General features: G+C 69.8%; 7 protein-coding genes. 5 read left to right on the top strand and 2 right to left on the bottom strand.

Features of this window, described 5'->3' with window-relative positions:
- Positions 1-19: 19 nt before the first annotated feature.
- The 4 genes from lnt (at position 20) to NJ1_RS02205 (ending at position 17,698) form a co-directional block, all read left to right on the top strand.
- Positions 20-1,834: an apolipoprotein N-acyltransferase gene (lnt, locus tag NJ1_RS02190; protein ID WP_084477644.1), complete on the top strand. Its 1,815-nt coding sequence runs from the start codon at positions 20-22 to the stop codon at positions 1,832-1,834.
- Between the two features lie 341 nt (positions 1,835-2,175).
- Positions 2,176-15,837, top strand: coding sequence for a non-ribosomal peptide synthetase (locus tag NJ1_RS02195; protein WP_084477645.1), 13,662 nt, complete (start codon positions 2,176-2,178; stop codon positions 15,835-15,837).
- On the top strand, positions 15,834-16,826 hold the full coding sequence (locus NJ1_RS02200; protein WP_067686589.1) for an ATP-binding cassette domain-containing protein: 993 nt from the start codon (positions 15,834-15,836) through the stop codon (positions 16,824-16,826). The genes NJ1_RS02195 and NJ1_RS02200 overlap by 4 nt, the downstream gene beginning before the upstream one ends.
- An 89-nt stretch (positions 16,827-16,915) precedes the next feature.
- Positions 16,916-17,698: an ABC transporter permease gene (locus tag NJ1_RS02205; RefSeq protein WP_067686933.1), complete on the top strand. Its 783-nt coding sequence runs from the start codon at positions 16,916-16,918 to the stop codon at positions 17,696-17,698.
- Between the two features lie 92 nt (positions 17,699-17,790).
- Here the strand turns inward: NJ1_RS02205 and NJ1_RS02210 are convergent, their stop codons facing one another.
- A complete protein-coding gene (locus NJ1_RS02210; protein WP_067686590.1) occupies positions 17,791-18,126 on the bottom strand; it encodes an RNA polymerase-binding protein RbpA in 336 nt (111 codons plus the stop codon).
- A gap of 242 nt (positions 18,127-18,368) precedes the next feature.
- Between NJ1_RS02210 and NJ1_RS02215 the strand changes: the two genes are divergently transcribed.
- The gene (locus NJ1_RS02215; protein ID WP_067686591.1) at positions 18,369-18,695 is read left to right on the top strand and encodes a hypothetical protein; all 327 of its coding nucleotides are present in this window, start codon (positions 18,369-18,371) and stop codon (positions 18,693-18,695) included.
- On the opposite strand, the gene NJ1_RS02220 is transcribed toward NJ1_RS02215, so the two are convergent.
- Positions 18,646-19,698, bottom strand: a complete 1,053-nt coding sequence (locus NJ1_RS02220; protein WP_067686594.1) for a hypothetical protein — start codon at positions 19,696-19,698, stop codon at positions 18,646-18,648. The two genes, NJ1_RS02215 and NJ1_RS02220, sit on opposite strands and share 50 nt — an antisense overlap.
- Between the last annotated feature and the right edge of the window lie 60 nt (positions 19,699-19,758).

The following is a 19,758-nucleotide window of genomic DNA, read 5'->3' on the forward strand; positions in this document are numbered from 1 at the left end:
CGCCCGAGACGGAGCTCCCATGGCCCACGGCGATGCCACCGACCCGACCGCGCAGGTCGTGACCCGAGGCGGTGACGAGACCGCGGCCGAGCCGACCGACTCCGGCGATCAGGTCCACGAGGTGTCGCCGGTGAGCGAAAGCGATACGGGCACAGCGCGATCCGGTTCGCGGCTGATCGGACGGGGGCGGGCGTGGGCCCAGCGGCATCCCGTGCTGTGGCGCACGGTGGCGGCGGTTGTCGCGGGGTTGTTGCTTTTCGCGAGTTTCCCGCCCCGGACGCTGTGGTTCCTCGCGCCGGTGGGGATCGCGCTGCTCGTGCTCACGGTGCGCGGGAGTGGGCGGCTGCGTGGGGGATTCGGGTACGGGATGATTGCTGGACTGGCGTTCTTCCTGCCGCTGCTGCCGTGGACGGGCATCTATGTGGGACCGGTGCCGTGGCTGGGACTGTCCGCGGCGCTGTCGGTGTACGTCGGTCTGTTCGGTGTGCTGACCCGGCTGATCGGTGGGTTGCGGTGGTGGCCGCTGTGGGTCGCGTCGGCGTGGTCGCTGACCGAGTGGGGCCGATCGAGTTTTCCGTTCGGCGGGTTTCCTTGGGGGCGAATGGCTTTCGGGCAGGCCGATGGGTGGTATCTGCCTTTCGCGATGATCGGCGGAGCGCCCCTGGTGAGCTTCGCGGTCGCTCTGACGGGGACCGGGCTGGCCGGACTCGTGGTGTGGATCGCACGGTCACGGCCCGATTCCGAGGCCCCGCGGGTCGCGCAGCATAGTCCCAGATGGGGGGCTGCGCATCCCACATCCTGGTACCGGATTGTTGCTGCGGCAATGCTTGTGGCTATAGTTCCGATCACCGGAGTGATCCTCCGGACCGCGCTGCCCGGCCCGGAGGACGGCAACCGGCCGATCACGGTCGCCGCGATCCAGGGCAGCGTGCCGCGGTTGGGGCTCGATTTCAACGCCCAGCGCCGCGCGGTTCTCGACAATCACGTCAAGCGCACCGAGGAACTGGCCGGGGCCGTCGCGGCGGGGCAGTCCCCGCAGCCGGACGTGGTGATCTGGCCGGAGAACTCCTCCGATATCGATCCGCTGCGCAACGCGGACGCCTACGCGCTCATCACCCAGGCCTCGCGAGATATCAAGGCCCCCATCCTGGTCGGCGCCGTGTTGGTGAACGACGATCGCACCACCACGAACTCGGTGATCGTGTGGAACGGCGAGCAGGGACCGGGCGAGCGGCACGACAAGAAGATCATCCAGCCCTTCGGGGAGTATCTGCCCTATCGCGGCTTCTTCCGGCACTTCTCCGAATACGCGGACCGGGCAGGCTATTTCGTGCCGGGCAACGGAGACGGCGTGGTGCACGTGCAACCCGCCGCCGGCGGCTCACCCGTCGCGATCGGTGTGGCGACCTGTTACGAGGTGGCGTTCGACCGCGCCTTCGAGCAGGCGGTGCGCGCGGGCGCGCAGATTCTGACCGTCCCGTCGAACAACGCCACCTTCGGCGACAGCGAGATGACGTATCAGCAATTGGCGATGTCGCGGGTTCGCGCGGTGGAACACGGTCGCGCCGTGGTGGTCTCGGTGACCACCGGGGTGAGCGCCATGATCACCCCCGACGGCACGATCCAGCAGCAGACGCGGCAGTTCGTTCCCGCCGCCCTGACCGCGCAGCTACCGCTCCGCGACAGCACGACACTCGCGACCCGGTTAGGCCCCGCGCCGGAAGTGTTCTTGTGTATTCTGGCCGCGGCCGCGAGTGTGGCGGCAGTCACACGGCGGCGGACGAGCACCCTCGATCCGGTCCGCCGCGACGCCGGTGACCTTCCGGTGCGGTAACTGCGGGCACGTGCGACGAGGGCCGTCCCGCTTCGGCGATCGAAATTCGCCAAAGCTTAGCCAACGCTTTCCTTTCGCCTGGTATGTCCGATTCTGGAACATTACTTTTGCGAGTTACGCGACAATCGCGAGGTTTGCCTTGAGTTAACTGAACTGAATCTGTGCTCCGCCAACGCTGTTCGTTGGGGGCAACTCGAGATCTCCACCGATCCGGTCGGGGGGATGCTCCGAATCATAGGGCGTGGATCACGTCCTAAGGCTCGCGCGTGCGCGCGGCAGCCGTGGTGATCGGCATTTGGGGCTCGGGGAGTTGCGTCAACAGCGGCAGAACGGAGTTATTGATGAGTTCATTGGCCACCGATCGTGTCGACCAATGTTCATCTGGTGAATTCTCGGCTCAACCTTTCGCGCTGTCTCCCGCGCAATCGGCCCTCTGGTACGCCCAGCGCATTCGGCCCGACATCCCCCTCACCATCGCGCAGTACGTGGAAATCCACGGCGATCTGGATGTCGGGCGTTTGTTGTACGCCATCGAGCGGTTCGGCGCGGAGGCCGAGGTCGGCAATGTCCGACTTGTGGAGATAGACGGAGAGCCGCACCAGGTGGTGGACCCGAGCCATCGGCCCGGGTGGGCGCGTATCGACCTGCGCGACGACCCGGACCCGCGCGCTGCCGCGCTGGCCTGGATGAACGATCACTCGAACTCGGCGATCGACGTCGAACACGATCCACTCAGTATCAATGTGGTTCTGCGGATCGGCGATTCGCACTACATGTGGTACTCGCGCAGCCATCACATCGTCATCGACGGCTACGGCGCGATGAACGCCACCACCCGCGCCGCGGAGATATATACGGCCCTCGAGGATCAGTGCGAGCCGGTCGTCACCCGCGCCACGCCGCTGGCCACCATCTACGGTGACGAATCGCGCTACCGCGACACCAGCCGCTTCCGCTCGGACGGCGACTACTGGCGCGAACAGCTCGCCGGTGTCGGCGAACCCCTCACCCTGTCCGCCGGCGGCCTGAGCGCCGATGCCGAGGCGGGCCGCCGCTGCGCCACCGCGGTCCTGGGCCAGCAGGTCGAGACCGCCGTGCAGGAGGCCGCAACCACCTTCGGCTCCAACAGTTCCGCGCTCTTCGTGGCCGCCCTCGCCTGCTACGTGCGGGCGGTGACGGGCACACAGGACGTGGTGCTGAGTCTGCCGGTCTCGGCGCGAACCACTGTCGCGCTGCGTCGTTCGGCGGGTGTGGTCTCGAACGTGGTCCCGATCCGCGTGCGGTTCGACGGCTCGCAGACCATCGCCGACGCCGTGCGCGCGGTCGAGTTGCAGATCACCGGCGCCCTGCGGCACCAGCGCTATCGCAGCGACGACATCCGCCGCGACTGCGGCTACTCCCGCGACGCGCGCGGCTTCTTCGGGCCGATGGTCAACCTCATGCTCTTCCACAGCGAACTCAAGTTCGGCAGCCTGACCGGTTCGCTGAACGTGCTGTCCACCGGGCCGGTCGAGGATCTGTCGATCAACCTGTACAACGGCGCGAACGGCCGCACCAATATCGACTTCGAGGCCAACCCGAACCTCTACGGCGACGCCGAACTCGCGATGCACCACGGCCGCTTCCTGGACTACCTGGAGCGGTTCCTGCGCGCGGATCCCAAGGTCGTGGTCGGGGATCTGGCCGTGCTGACCGATCTCGAGCGGGAACGCGTTCTGCACGAATGGAATTCGACCCAGGTCGCACGCCAGGAAGGCACCCTGGCCGGCCTGTTCGCCGACCGGGCGGTCATGTGCCCCAACCGCGTCGCCCTGGACTTCGAGGGGGAGACGCTCACCTACGCCGCCTTCGACGAGCGCGCCAATCGACTGGCCCGCGAACTCGTCTCGCGCGGCGCGGGCCCGGACACGGTGGTGGGCCTGGCGATTCGCCGCAGCCTGGACCTGCTGGTCGGCATGTACGCCATCGTGAAGGCGGGCGCGGCCTACCTGCCCATCGATCCGGACCATCCCGCCGACCGCATCACCGCCATCCTGGAGCAGGCGAATCCGCTCTGCGTGCTCACCGCGGCGCGTGACGGCTTCGAATTGCCGCCCGGCGCAGCCCGTTTCGACATCGACGACGCGGACCTGAGCGCGCACACCGGTCGCCCGGTCACCGATGCCGATCGCTCGGCCCCGCTGCGCCCGGATCACCTGGCGTACGTCATCTTCACCTCCGGTTCCACCGGCAAGCCCAAGGGCGTGGGCGTGAGCCATGCCGCCATCGTGAACCGGCTGCGCTGGATGCAGCACGCCTACCCGCTCGACAGCGCCGATGTGGTGCTGCAGAAGACCCCCGCCACCTTCGACGTGTCGGTGTGGGAGTTCTTCTGGCCCTTGCAGATCGGTGCGCGCCTGGTCATCGCCGCGCCCGACGGGCATCGCGACCCCGGCTATCTGGCCCGGATCATCGCCGAGAAGAGCGTCACCACGGCGCATTTCGTGCCGTCCATGCTGTCGGTGTTCCTCACCGACACCGACGTGCGCGGCTGCACCGGCCTCACGCGCGTGTTCTGCAGCGGTGAGGGTCTGCCCGCCGCCACCGTCGCGGAGTTCCACGCCGCCCTGGGCACCGGCCCGAACGCCCCGCAGCTGCACAATCTGTACGGCCCCACCGAGGCCGCCGTCGACGTCACCGCCTGGCACTGCACGCCCGGCGCGACCGACGTGCCGATCGGCGCGCCCATCTGGAACACCCGCACCTATGTGCTGGACGCCCGGTTGCAGCCGGTGGCGCCCGGTGTGGTGGGTGAGCTGTACCTGGCGGGCGTCCAGCTCGCGCGCGGCTATCTCGGCCGTCCGGGTCTGTCCGCGGACCGTTTCGTGGCCAACCCGTTCACCTCCGGCACCCGCATGTACCGCACCGGCGATCTGGTGCGCTGGCGTGGTGGCCGCTCCGGGGTGCTGGAGTACCTGGGCCGCAGCGACTTCCAGGTCAAGGTGCGCGGCCTGCGCATCGAACTGGGCGAGATCGAGAACGCGCTGCTGGCCGATCCGCGCGTGACCCGCGCGGTGTGCGTCGCCCGTCGCGGTCGCGGCGGTGACGAGCTGATCGGCTACGTGGTGGCCGCACCCGAGACCGGCACCCTCGATACCGCCGACCTGGCCACCGGTCTGCGCGCCGTGCTGCCCGGCTACATGGTCCCGGCCGTGCTGGTCGTGCTCGACGAACTACCGCTGAGCGCCAACGGCAAGGTCGATCGCAAGGCCCTGCCCGATCCCGGCGCGCACATCCGGCGCGCGTCCCCGGCGGTCAGCGCCGAACCCAGCACCGATCTGGAACGCAGCCTCAGCGCGATATTCGCCGAGGTGCTCGGCACCGACGACTTCGGCATCGAGGACAACTTCTTCGACCTCGGCGGCAATTCGCTCAGCGCGGCCCGGGCGATCGCCCGCGTCAACGCCGCACTGGGTGCGTCGCTGACCATCCGGGACATGTTCGAATCCGCCACCGTCGTGGCCCTGGCGGCTCGCGCCGCCGGTCCGCAGGCGGAGAGTTCCTCGCCCAAGCTCGTCGCGGGTGAACGGCCGCAACACATTCCGCTGTCGCTGGCACAGCAGCGCCTGTGGATCCTGAACCGCTTCGCCGAGCACGCCGCGGCCTACAACATGCCGCTCGCGGTGGAACTGACCGGGCCGCTGGACATCTCGGCGCTGCGCGCGGGTCTGATCGACGTGCTGGAGCGCCACGAGAGCCTGCGCACCACCTTCCCGGACACCCCGCAGGGGCCGTGCCAGGCGGTGCATCCGGCCTCGGAGATCCCGCTGACGCTGGATCCGATCGACGCCACCGAGGCCGACGTGCTGGCCCTGGCGAGCGAATTCGCCGGGTACGCGTTCGATCTGCGCAGCCAGGCCCCGATCCGGGTGGCGCTGTACGCGACCGGGCCGGACACCCATGTGTTCCTGATGGTGCTGCACCACATCAGCGGCGACGGCTGGTCCATCGCCCCGCTGATCCGCGACATCATGGTCTCGGTGGCGGCCCGCGCGGTCGGGGAGGAACCGGCGACGCCCGCTCTGCCGGTCCAGTACGCGGATTTCGCACTGTGGCAACGGGAACTGCTCGGCGACGAGGCCGACCCCACCAGCGCGCTGTCGCGGCAGCTGGCCTACTGGCGCGCCGGGCTCGCGGACCTGCCCGATCAACTGGATCTGCCGTTCGACCGCCCGCGTCCGCGTCAGCGCTCCACCGACGGCGGCCGGGTCGAGTTCACCATTCCGGCCGAGATCCGCCGCGCCCTGGCCGCTTTGGCCACCGAACGCGGCGTCAGCATGTTCATGGTCCTGCACGCGACCCTGGCGGCGCTGCTCTCGCGCCTGTGCAACACCACCGATATCGCCATCGGCACCCCCATCGCGGGCCGCAGCGATCCGGCGCTGGACGAGCTGGTCGGCATGTTCGTCAATACGCTGGTGCTGCGCACGGTGGTCGATCCGGCCGCCGGCTTCGACCGCATGCTGGCCGAGGTGCGCGACACCGACCTCAATGCCTTCGCCAACGCGGACGTGCCGTTCGAGCGGCTGGTCGAGGTCGTCAACCCCGAGCGCTCGGCCGCTCGGCATCCGCTGTTCCAGGTCATGCTCTCCTACGACAGCACCCCGGAACTGACGATCGAGCTGCCCGGCGTGCACGCCACCGTGCTGCCCATCTCGGTGGACATCGCCAAGTTCGACCTGCAGCTCACGGTGCACGAGCCGCTGGGGACCGGCGCCGAGGACGCTCCGCTGACCGCCGAATTCGGCTATGCGGCCGATGTTTTCGACAAGCCCACCGTGGAGGCGATCGCTCGCCGCTTCGGCGCGCTGCTCGCCGCGGCCGTGGCCGACCCCACCGTCCCGGTCGGCGATCTGCCGATCCTGGACACCCGCGAGATCGCCAAACTGGTTCCGATCCAGGGCTCGCCCGGCGAACCCGGCACCACCCTCGCGCGCCTGCTCACCGATACCGCCGAGCGTGTGCCCGACGCGGTCGCGGTGCGCTACCTGGGACGCGACACCACCTACCGCGAACTCGACGAACGCTCGAACCGCCTGGCGCGGGTGCTGATCGAGCACGGCGCGGGCCCCGAGGTGGTCGTGGCCATCGCGCTCTCGCGCAGCGTGGACTGCGTGCTCGCGGTGTGGTCGGTCGCGAAAACCGGTGCGGCGTATGTGCCGATCGATCCGGACTACCCGTCGGACCGGATCGCGCACATGCTCTCGGATTCGGGCGCCATGCTCGGCATCACCAGCCCCGATCGCCGCGGCGAGATGCCGGACTGGCCGGGAAGTCGTGGGCGGCACCGCAAGACGTACGTGGACTGGCTGCTGCTGGGCTCGGACGAACTGGCCGCCGAATGCGCGCGCCTGCGCGATTCCCCGCTCGGCGACGCCGAACGGCACCATCCGCTGCGCACCGCGGGTCCGGCGTACCTCATCTACACCTCCGGGTCCACCGGCAAGCCCAAGGCCGTGGTCGTCACCAATGCCGGGCTCGCGTCGCTGGCGCACGAGCAGATGCATCTGTTCCGGGTCACCGATTCCGCGCGCACGCTGCACTTCTCCTCGCCCAGCTTCGACGCCTCGGTGCTGGAGCTGCTGCTGGGCTTCGCGGCCGGAGCCACCATGGTGGTCGCGCCCGCCGGAGTCTTCGGCGGCGCGGAGCTCGCGGCGATCCTGCGCGAGGAGCGGGTGACCCATGCCTTCGTCACCCCCGCCGCCCTGGCCACCGTGCCCGAGGCGGACCTGCCCGACCTCGAGGCCGTGATCGTCGGTGGCGAAGCCTGCCCCGAGGAACTGGTCCGGGTCTGGACCGCACCCGAGTCACGCCCCGGTCTCCCCGCGCGGCGCATGCACAACATGTACGGCCCGTCCGAGGCCACGGTCGCCGCGACCGCCACCGGTCCGATGGTGGCGGGGCAGCCGGTGCCGATCGGCTTGCCCGTGCGCGGCATGCGGCTGTTCGTGCTCGACCCCCGCCTGCATCCGGTGCCGCCGGGCGTGGCGGGCGAGCTGTACCTGTCCGGCCCCGGCCTGGCCCGCGGCTATCTGGGCAAGCACGCCCTGACCGCACAGCGCTTCCCGGCCAATCCGCACGGCCGTCGCGGCGAACGCATGTACCGCACCGGCGATCTGGTGGTCACCGACGGAATCGGGCAGCTGCGCTTCCTGGGCCGCGCCGACGATCAGATCAAGATCCGCGGTTTCCGCATCGAGCTGCGCGAGATCGACCACGTGCTGCGCGATCACCCGGGAATCACGTTCGCGCTCACCGTGGTCCACAACGACGAGCGTGGAATCCCGCGTCTGGTCGCCTATCTCACCGCCGAGACCGAGATCGACATCCCCGCGGTGCTGGACACCGCCCGCGGCCGGTTGCCGGGGTACATGGTGCCCTCGGCGGTGACGATCCTGGACGCCATGCCGGTCACCCCGTCCGGCAAGCTGGACCGAAAGGCCCTGCCCGCACCGGATTTCGTGGCCGCGGCACCCTCGCGGGCCCCGGAGACGGAGATGGAGCAGCAGGTCGCGCTGGTCTTCGGCGCCGTCCTGGGCACCCCGGTGCACGGCGCGGAGGACAATTTCTTCGAGATCGGCGGCAATTCACTGCTGGCCACCCGCCTCACCGCGGCTCTGCACGGTGAATTCGGGGTGGAACTGCCGGTACGCGCCATCTTCGAGGCGCCGACGGTCGCCGGCGTGGCCGTCAAGCTGACGGAAGCGCCCCGGACGCAGCGGTCGGCGCTGGCGGTGCATACCCCGCGCCCGGAGCGCGTACCACTGTCCCTGCCGCAGCAGCGACTGTGGTTCCTCAACAGATATTCCCCCGAATCGAGCGCTTACAACATCGCATTCGTGCTTCGGATCGACGGCGATCCGAACATCGCGGCCATTCGCGCCGCCCTCGCGGACGTGGTGGAGCGGCACGAGGTGCTGCGCACCGTCTTCCCCGAGGACAACCAGGGCGCGTTCCAGCGGGTGCTCGAGACCCGGGCGTGCCTGCCGGGGCTGGAGCCGATCGAGACCGACGAGGCGGGCGCGCACACCGCGCTGCGCTCGCTGGCCCGGCGCGGCTTCGATCTCACCCGCGACATTCCGCTGCGAATGACGCTGCTGCACACCGGTGCTCGCCGTCACCAGCTCGGCATCGTGCTGCATCACATCGCGGCCGACGGCTGGTCGCTCGGCCCGCTGACCCGCGACCTGGCCGTGGCCTACGCGGCCCGCAACGGCGGCGTGGCCCCGGCGTGGACCCCGCTGCCGGTGCAGTACGCGGACTTCAGCCTGTGGCAGCGCGAATGCCTGGGCCAGGACTCCGATCCCGAGAGCCTCGCGGCCACCCAGCTGGCCTACTGGCGCGGCGCGCTGGCCGAACTGCCCGAGGAACTGCCCCTGCCCTACGACCGGCCCCGGCCGCTCGAGCCCACCCAGCGCGCGGGCACCGTGCGCTTCGAGGTCCCGGACGCCCTGCAGCGCAAGCTCGCCGAGACCGCCCGCACCCACGGCGTCAGCATGTTCATGGTGCTGCGCTCGACCCTCGCGGTGTTGCTGCGCGTGGTCACCGGCGGTCGCGACATCGTCATCTGCACCCCGGTGGCGGGCCGCACCGACACCCGCCTGGACGAGCTCGTGGGCATGTTCGTCAACACCCTGGTGCTGCGCTCGGACGTGGATCCCGATCGCGGCTTCGCCGAACTGCTGCAGGCCGACCGCGACACCGAGCTGGCCGCCATGGCCAATGCCGAGGTGCCGTTCGAACGCGTGGTGGAGGAACTCGCCGCGCGCGGCGGCAATTCGGGTGACCGCCGCACCATGAAGCCGCTGGTGCAGGTGGCGCTCACGGTGCAGGACACCCCGCTGCCGGCACTGCAGCTGCCCGGCCTGGCGCTGCGGGCCGAGGAACTCGACATCGCGCTCGCCAAGTTCGATCTGGAGCTGCGTGTGCTCCCGGGCCTGGACGCACAGGACCGGGTCTACGAATTCCTCTACGCCGCCGAACTTTTCGATCAGCACACGATCGAGACGCTCGCGCACCGGCTGCTGCGAGTGTTCGAGGCGGTCACCGCCGATCCGCGGATCCGGGTGCGCGACATCGACGCGCGGACCGATCTCGAGCGCGAATTGCTCACTCCCGCCTGGGGTCCCGCCCCGGAACCGCAGTGCAGCCTGGCGGCCTACTTCGCGGCCACCGCGCACCTCAACGCCGATCGCGAGTTCGTGCGCTGCGGGGAGACCGCGCTGACCTACCTGGAGTCGGACGTCTACTCCAACCGGCTGGCGCGGGCGCTGATCAGCCGGGGCCTGGGCCCCGGGGACCGGGTCGCGCTCGGGCTCACCCGCTCGGTGGAATCCGTGCTCGCGGTGCTGGCGGTCGCCAAATCGGGCGCCGCCTTCGTCCCGATCGATCCGAACTATCCGGCGGATCGGGTGCGGCACATGCTCGTCGACTCCGGCTGCACGGTCGGAGTGAGCCTGGTCGAGCACGCCGACAGCCTCTACGACGCCGCCGGTGACCATCCGATCGAATGGCTGCTGGTCGACGACGCCGAACTTCTGGAAGAGCTCGAGGTGCTCGACGACGGCCCGGTCACCGACGCCGATCGGCTCACCACCCTGTGGACCGCGGACCTGGCGTACGTCATCTACACCTCCGGGTCCACCGGCAAGCCCAAGGGCGTCACCGTGACGCACGGCGGCCTGTCCAATTTCGCCGACGAGATCCGCGATCGCATGCGCGTGGAACGAGATTCGCGCACCATGCACTTCTCCTCGCCGAGCTTCGACGCCGCCATCCTGGATCTGCTGCTGGCGGTCGGATCCGGTGCGACCATGGTCATCGTCCCGCCGGATGTGTACGGCGGTGACGAACTGGCCGCGCTGATGGAGCGCGAGCGGATCAGTCACACCTTCATGACCCCGGCCGCACTGGCCACCATCGATCGTGACCGCTGGCCCCTGCCGGAGCTGCGGGCGGTCATGGTCGGCGGTGAGGCGTGCGGGCCGGAACTGGTGGCGCGCTGGGCTCCGGGCCGCATGATGTTCAACGGCTACGGCCCCACCGAGGCCACGGTGGTCATCACCATCGCCGGTCCGCTGGTGCCGGGCGAACCGGTCGCCATCGGCACCCTGGTGCGCGGTGCCCGGGCGGTCGTGCTCGACGAGCGGCTGCGGCCGGTTCCGATCGGCGTTCCCGGCGAGCTGTACGTCGGCGGACAGGGCGTGGCGCGCGGCTACCTGGATCGTTTCGGGTTGACCGCCGGGCGTTTCATCGCCGATCCGTTCGGACTCGAGGGCGGGCGGCTCTACCGCACCGGTGACGTGGTCCGCTGGACCGCCGAGGGCGCGCTGATCTACCTGGGCCGCAGTGACCACCAGGTCAAGATGCGCGGCTTCCGCATCGAGCTGGGCGAGATCGACGCGGTCCTGACCGCGCACCCGTCGATCCGGTTCGCGCACACCGAGGTACGCACCATCGCGGGCACCCCGCGCATCGTGTCCTTCGTGCTGCCCGCCGACGGCACCGCCGTCGACACCGAGGCCCTGCGCGCGCACTGCGCCAAGGACCTTCCCGCCCACATGGTTCCGAGCGGCATCACCCTGCTGGAGCACATTCCGCTGACCCCGGTCGGCAAGCTCGATCGCGACGCGCTGCCCGAACCGCAGGCCGCCGTCGCCGTGGTCTCCCGCGATCCGGAGACCGATACCGAGCGTCTGGTCGCCGAGATCATGGGCGATCTGGTCGGCGCCGAGGCCCTCGGCGCGGACGACAGCTTCTTCGAGGTGGGCGGAAACTCGCTGCTGGCCACCCAATTGGTGGCCCGACTCGGGACCGCCACCGGCGTACGGCTCGAGGTGCGCGCGGTCTTCGCCGCACCCACCGTGGCCGGACTGGCCGCGTCCCTGGACAGCGGCACCGCCTCGACGGACCTGCGTCCGGAACCGCGCAGGCGGATCCGGCCCGAGCGGATCCCGCTCTCCACGGCCCAGCGCCGACTGTGGTTCCTGGAGACGTTCGATACCGGCGAACCGGGAGCGGGCGTGGGCGCGTACAACATTCCCGTCGCCCTGCGTCTCACCGGCGAGCTCGACGTTCCCGCACTGCGCGCCGCACTGCACGATCTGCAGCAGCGGCACGAGACGCTGCGCACGGTGTTCCCCGAACTCGACGACGAACCGTGCCAGCACGTGCTGGACCTCGAGCAGGCCGCACTGGATCTGCCCGTGCGCACCGTGCCCGCCGACGCGGTGCCCGCCGAGATCCGCCGCGTCACCGCGGCCGGATTCGATCTCGCCACCGAGGTGCCGCTGCGTGCGGAGCTGCTGCGGCTGACCGGATCCTCGAACCAGGACCGGGAGCATGTGCTGGTGCTGGTCGTGCACCACATCGCGATGGACGGCTGGTCGCTGCAGCCACTCGCCGCCGACGTGGCCGTGGCCTACAGCGCCCATGCCGGGGGACAGACCCCCGACTGGCCGGAACTGCCCGTCCAGTACGCCGATTACACGCTGTGGCAGCAGGAGGTGCTGGGGCGCGAGGACGACGAGGACTCGGTGATCAGCCGCCAGCTCGACTACTGGCGCGGCGCCCTGGCCGGGATCCCGGAGCTGCTGTCGGTCCCCGCGGATCGGCCGCGTCCGCCGGTGCCGAGCTACCGCGGCGGCACCGTGGAATGCCGGCTCGATGCCCGCACCCACCGCGAATTGCAGTCGCTGGCAGCCGAACACGGCGTCACCATGTTCATGGTGCTGCACGCCGCGCTCGTCGCGCTGCTGCATCGCCTCACCGCCGGTGACGACATCGTCGTCGGCACCCCGATCGCCGGGCGCGGGCACCCCGCGCTCGATCGCATGATCGGCATGTTCGTCGGCACCCTGGTGCTGCGCACCCGGCTCGACGGCGGCGCGGCCTTCGGTGATCTGCTGCACGCGGTCCGCGATACCGACCTGGAGGCGTTCGCACACGCCGACGTGCCGTTCGAACGCCTCGTCGAGGTGCTCAACCCGGCCCGCACCCAGTCGCATCACCCGATGTTCCAGGTCATGCTCTCGGTGCAGAACCAGCCGGTGCGAGTGCTCGAGCTGCCCGGCCTGCGCATCGAGAACGACGACGCCGATCCCGGCATCGCCAAGTTCGATCTGCAGTTCACCCTCACCGAATCCTGGTCCGGCGCTCGCGAACCCGACGGCATCACGGTCGAGGTCAACTACGCGGCGGACCTGTTCGAGGAGGCCACCGCGCAGCGCCTGGCCGACCGGTTCGTGCGACTGCTCGGCGCGGCCACCGCGAATCCGGCCACCGCCGTGGGCGATCTGGAACTGCTCGATTCGCGCGAATGGTCGGCGCTGGCGCCGGTGCGGGGGAGTGAACCCGCTCGCGCGGTCACCTTCCCGGAGGTGTTCGCGGCCGCGGCCGATCTCGACCGCTCGGCCATCGCCGTGCGCGCGGCGGGCACCCAGATCTCCTACGACGCCCTGGACCGCTGGACCAACCGGCTCGCCCGGGTGCTGATCGGTTTCGGGGTGGGCCCGGAAACCCTGGTGGCCATGGGAATTCCGCGTTCGGCGGAATCGGTGGCGGTCACCCTGGCCATCGCCAAGGCCGGTGCGGCGTTCGTGCCGGTCGACCCGGGCTACCCCGAGCAGCGCATCAGCCATATGCTGCTGGATTCCGGTGCGGCCGTGGGCATCACGCTCTCGTCGCATCGCGAGCGGATGCCCGACGGGGCGAACTGGACCGTGCTGGACGCGCCGTCGTTCCGGCGTCGCGTGCTGGCCACCTCCGACGCGCCGATCACCGACGCGGACCGCATCGTGCCGCTGCGCATGGACAACCCGGCGTACGTCATCTACACCTCGGGCTCCACCGGCGTCCCCAAGGGCGTGGTGGTCACCCACGGCGGCCTGTCCAATTTCGCCGCCGAGACCGCCGAACGTTTCGACGTTCGCCCCGGCGCTCGCGTATTGCACTTCGCCACACCGAGTTTCGACGCGGCGATGCTGGATCTGCTGTTCGCGCTCGGTGGCGCGGCCACCCTGGTGCTCACCCCGGCCGGTGTGGTCGGCGGCGAGGAGCTGGGGCAGGTGTTCATCGACGAGGGCATCACGCACGCCTTCATCACCACCTCCGCGCTGGGCACCGTCGACCCGACCGGCGTCACCGCGCTGCGGCACGTGCTGGTCGGCGGCGAGGCGCTGCCACCGGATCTGGTGAGCAGGTGGGCTCCGGGCCGCAGGCTCTACAACGTCTACGGACCCACCGAGACCACCATCGTCACGATCATCTCCCGGCCCATGACGCCCGGCGGGCAGATCGACATCGGCGGTCCCATCCGGGGCGTCGGCGCCAGCGTCCTGGACGCCCGCCTGCACCCGGCCCCGGCCGGTGTCACCGGTGAACTGCATCTGGCGGGCGCGGCCCTGGCCCGCGGTTATCTGCGGCGGCCGGGTCTGACCGCGCAGCGGTTCGTGGCCAACCCGTTCGGCAAGCCGGGCGAGCGCATGTACCGCACCGGCGATCTGGTGCGCTGGCTCGAAAGGGCCGGTCGCGCACAGGATCTGGAGTACGTGGGCCGCACCGACCACCAGGTCAAGATTCGCGGTTTCCGGATCGAGCTCGGCGAGATCGACTCGGCCATGGCCCGGCACGCCGCGGTCGAGTTCGCGACCACCATCGGCCATCGCACTCCGGCCGGATCCACCGCGCTGGTCTGCTACGTGAAGCCGCGCACGGGCACCGCGCCCACCACGGCCGAGCTGACCGCGCACGTCTCGGAGCTGGTGCCGAACTACATGGTCCCGCAGTCGATCATGCTGCTGGACCGGGTCCCGCTCTCCCCGGTGGGCAAGCTGGATCGTGCGGCGCTGCCCGAGCCGGTGTTCGCGGCCCGCGAGGGCTACCGGCCGCCGTCCACCCCGACCGAGGAGGCGCTGTGCGCCGCCTTCGCCGAGGTGCTCGGGGTCGAGCAGGTCGGCGTCGACGACGGATTCTTCGAACTCGGCGGCAACTCGCTGCTGGCGACGAAGGTGGTCGCGCACGTGCGGGCCGCCGGGATCGATCTGCCGGTGCAGGCCATGTTCGGGGAATCCACCCCGGCCGCCATCGCCGTCCGGCTGGACGACGCGCAGGGCGACACGGGTGCGGCACTGGCCGCGTCGCTGGGCGCGGTGCTGCCGCTGCGGGCGGCCACGGATTCCGATGTCCCGCCGCTGTTCTGCGTCCACCCGGCGATCGGCCTGTCCTGGTGCTTCTCCGGACTCGCCGGGCACCTGCCGCAGGATCGGCCGGTCTACGGTCTGCAGGCTCCGCACGTGATCGGTGAACCGGGCCACGACAGTCTCGTCGAAGCCGCGCAATACTATGTGGCGCACATGAAGTCGGTGCAGCCTCAGGGGCCGTACCACGTGCTGGGCTGGTCGCTGGGTGGGCTCATCGCCCATGAGGTGGCGGTGCAGCTGCAGGCCGCGGGCGACGAGGTCGCGATGCTCGCGCTGATGGACAGCTACCAGCTCTCGGATCGCTGGGTCGATCACGCCGTTCCGTCGGTATCGGAGATCATCGGCGAATTCGGCAGCGACATGTTCGGCGGCGATGCCGATATCGATCCGCGTATGACACTGAACGAGGCCGCGGAACTCCTGCGCAGCCGGCCGGGGCCGTTCGCGGCCCTGACCGTCGACCACATGGAGCGGCTGTACACCGGCTACACCAACGGCGCGATGCAGGCGCACGGATTCCGGCCCGGCATCTTCGACGGCGACATGCTCTTCTTCACCGCCGCCGAGGACGAGATCAACCGGGCCGATCCGGACCGCAACGCCGCGGCGTGGGAGCCGTACATCACCGGCAACGTGCGTGATCATCTCGTGCGCTGCCGACATTCGGGCATGACCACGCCCGAATCGCTTGCCGTCATCGGGCCGGTGCTGCGGGATCACTTGGCCGAGCTCAGCTCCCGCACCGAGCGGGAAGGCATCCGATGAGTCTGGCAGTGGAGATCAGCGGGCTGGTCAAGTACTACGGGAAAGTGCGCGTGCTGGACGGAGTCGATCTCGAGATTCCGTCCGGCACCGTGATGGGACTGCTCGGCCCCAACGGGGCCGGCAAGACCACCACGGTCCGCATCGTCACCACCCTGCTGGCACCCAGCTCCGGGTCGGTGCACGTGGCCGGAATCGACGTGCTGAAGGATCCGGCGCGCGCCCGCAATCGGCTCGGCCTGTCCGGGCAGTACGCGGCGATCGACGCGAACCTGACCGGCTTCGAGAACCTGCGCATGGTCGCGCGGCTGTACGGCATGTCGCACAAGGCGGCCGCCGATCGCGCCGATCAGCTGCTGGAGGCCCTCGGGCTGCAGCACGCGGCCGGCCGGCGCGCGGGCACCTACTCCGGTGGTATGGCCCGGCGGCTGGACCTCGCGGGTGCGCTGGTGTGCCGTCCGCCGGTGGTGGTGCTCGACGAGCCGACCACCGGTCTGGATCCGCGCGGGCGGCTCGATATGTGGCGGGTCATCGGCGAACTCGTCGACGACGGCACCACGGTCCTGCTGACCACGCAGTATCTGGAGGAGGCCGATCTGCTGGCCGACCGGATCACCGTCATCGACCGGGGCCGCGTGATCGCGCGCGGCTCGGCCGACGAGCTCAAGATGTCGATCGGCGGTGACAAGCTCACCGTCACCCTGGCCGCCGGACAGGATCCCAAGCCCGCGCTGACGGTGCTGGCGGGAGTCGGCATCGGCGAGCCGAGCCACGACGACGGGACCGATCAGGCCGTCGTGGTGGTGGCCGACGGCACCCGCACCATGGTCGAGGCGCTGCGGCGGCTCGACGACGCGGGCGTGTGCGTCGTGGACGCCGCGGTGCACCGGCCGAGCCTGGACGACGTATTCCTTTCCCTCACCGGCAAATCCGCGGAACGCAAAGTGCCGGTCCCCGCCCCAGACCCCGTGCAAGAGGAGATCCTGTCGTGACGACCACTCCCGTGGCCCCCGCCGCGCGGCCCGCCGCCGAGGCGCCCGTCCGCGCCCCGTCGCCCGGTCCGATGCTGTTGCTGCCGCGTGTGTTTCGTGACAGTGCCATCGTCGCCTATCGAAACCTGCTGACCATCCTGCGAGTTCCCACGCTGCTGGTCACCGCCACCATCCAGCCGCTGATGTTCGTGTTCCTTTTCGCGTACGTGTTCGGCGCGTCCCTGGGCGGCAGCCAGTATCGGGAATTCCTGCTGGCCGGAATCTTCGCGCAGACAGTGGCTTTCAACGCGGCCTTCACCACCGTCGGCCTGGCCAACGATCTGCACAAGGGCATCATCGACCGGATGCGGACGCTGCCGATGTCGCGGCTGGCGGTGCTGATGGGCCGCACGCTCTCGGACACGGTGGTGAACGTGCTCGCACTGGCCGTCATGGCCGGGTGCGGCTATGTGGTGGGCTGGCGGATCAACGGCGGAATCCTCGATGCCGCACTGGCATTCGCGGTGATCCTGCTGTTCGCCTTCGCCATGTCCTGGGTGGGCGCGATCACCGGCCTGGTCTCACCCAGCGTGGAGGTTGCCCAGAGCGCCGGCCTGATCTGGCTGTTCCCGCTGTCGTTCATCTCCTCGGCGTTCATCTCCGGTGAGAGTCTGCCCGGTCCGCTGCGCGTGATCGCGGCCTGGAATCCGATCACCGCGGTCGCCGCGGCGGGCCGCAAGCTGTTCGACAACGGCGCGCCGCCCACCTTCGTCCCGGCCGAGGGCTGGCCGGCCGATCACTGCGTGCTGTACGCCATCCTGTGCTCGATCGGCATCCTGGCCGTCGCGGTGCCGATCGCGCTGCTGCAGTACCGCAAGGTCGCCAGCCACTGATCGGTTGTCACCACCGCAAGGTCCACCCCGGACAAGCGCCGAGCCCCGCTCCCGAGAAGGGAGCGGGGCTCGATGCGTATGCGCTGCGCTACTTATCCGCGGCGACGGCTCTTGATCAGATCCATCCGCTCCTGGAGCAGCTCCTCGAGCTCCTCCTTGCTGCGACGCTCGAGCAGCATGTCCCAGTGGGTGCGCGGCGGCTTGACCTTCTTGGGCTCCTGAGTGGTGCCCTCCATCAACGCACCCTCCTGGCCGTTACGGCACAGCCAGGTCGGGGGAATCTCGGCGTCGTCGGCGAACGGAACATCGAATTCCTCGCCGTTGTCCGTCTTGTAGCGGGCCATCCGACGCGGCGCGAGGTCGTGGTCGCGGTCGGTCTCGTAGCTCACCGCTCCGAGTCGACTTCCCCGGAGTACGCGATCTGCCATGAGTGCGGTCCCTTCTCGCCTGTCGGCTACGTCTTGCTTACTGCAATGTCAACGCCTATGCGCACGCTTAGGTTCCCGTAGAGAACCCTGCCATTCTACTAGGTCCCCGCACGACGCTGTGCCGCTGTGTCGGTCGGTAGTCCTGAAGTGCCTTTTCGGGTGGCGGCGAATCTGTCCGAGACCGGGGTGTCTCGGCGTGCCCATTGGGTTCGAGCGCCTCGAGCTGACTACTGTGTCGAACCATGTCGCGCCGCGTACTTCCGCCCTGTCAGTGGTGTGGCAGGGAGATCGCCGAATCCGAGGTCGGACGTCGCCGCCGGTACTGTCGGCAATCGTGCCGACAGCGAGCCTACGAACATCGGAACAGCCTGAAGGGCACCGGTATTCCCGAGGATTCGGTGGTCCTGAGCGCCCAGGAGGTCGCCGATCTCTCGGATCGGTGGTTCGCGGCCCGCTGTGCCGCGGAGGATGTGGCGACCGCGGTGGCGGAGGGCGCGGATCGGTTCGAGTTGGCCGATCTCACCGCGACATTGGTGAAGCTGACCCGGGATGCGGAGCGACTGCGCTGATCTCGGCGCTCGCGGGCGGCGTCGCCCCGCCTCGCACCACGCGGACCAGGACGGCGCCCGCCACGGTGACCGCGGCCACCACGCCCAGCGCGCCGAGGGTGGCCGCGTCGGGCCGGATCAGCGGTTGCGCGCGCAACGCCTGCCACAGCAGCACGCCCAGTAGCCCGGCATAGCCCAGCGCCAGCACCCGGATCAGATCGGCCCGGGCTCGCTCGTCGCGCAGCAGCGGCACCCGCGGAGCGAATCGGGCCAGCAGGAACGCGGCCAGGATCAGGACCTGGATGCCGTGCAGGCCCACGAAGTGCGGAATGCGCATATCGCCGCCGATCGTGCTCCAGTGGGTGATCGGCATACCGCCGACCCCGTCGCGGAGCTGCGGCCTGCCCTCGACGATGGTGTGCCCGGCCACCAGGGTCACCGGTTTGCCGTACGCGTCGGTGACCTTCTGCTCGCCGCTGAAGCCCATGAGGTATCCCAGCGCCATACCCACCACGGCGATTCCCAGGCCGTAGTGGATGGCCCGGGTGGTCGGGCGGTCGGTGACGTGCTGCCACGAAAGCACCAGGGCGATCACCAGATTCGCCAGGAACAGCCCCGGCACCCCGGACTGGAACAGTTGCTGGCCGATCACGTTGACCGCGTCGCTCTCGTCGTTGAAATGACTGAAGGTGCCCCGCGCGGCCTGCACCGTGATGAATCCGACGTCCACCACGCTGGTCGCGGCGAAGACGGTGCCCATCCACCAGGTGAGCCGCTGCCCGCGATGCGGGAACGAGAGCAACCACGACAGCGTCGCGGTGTACAGGGCGAACGCGAACGCGAACTTGAACGCCTTGAGCCAGACCGATTCGTGCAACAGCATTCGATCGTCGAAAAGCATGGCGCACAGGGAGAATACGGCGAGCACGGCCATGCCCGCGGTGGTCACGAGCAGGGGGCGGTGCGGTCGCCGGGCAGTGACGGTCGCGGGCCGGGCGGCGGGTGCGAGAGGCGCGGTGGTCATATCGGCGACGCTATGGCCGGCGGGCGGCGCCGCAGATCCCCCGGCGGTGGGGTTCGCACG

It is taken from the genome of Nocardia jejuensis NBRC 103114 (assembly GCF_001613145.1).
Classification (GTDB): domain Bacteria; phylum Actinomycetota; class Actinomycetes; order Mycobacteriales; family Mycobacteriaceae; genus Nocardia; species Nocardia jejuensis.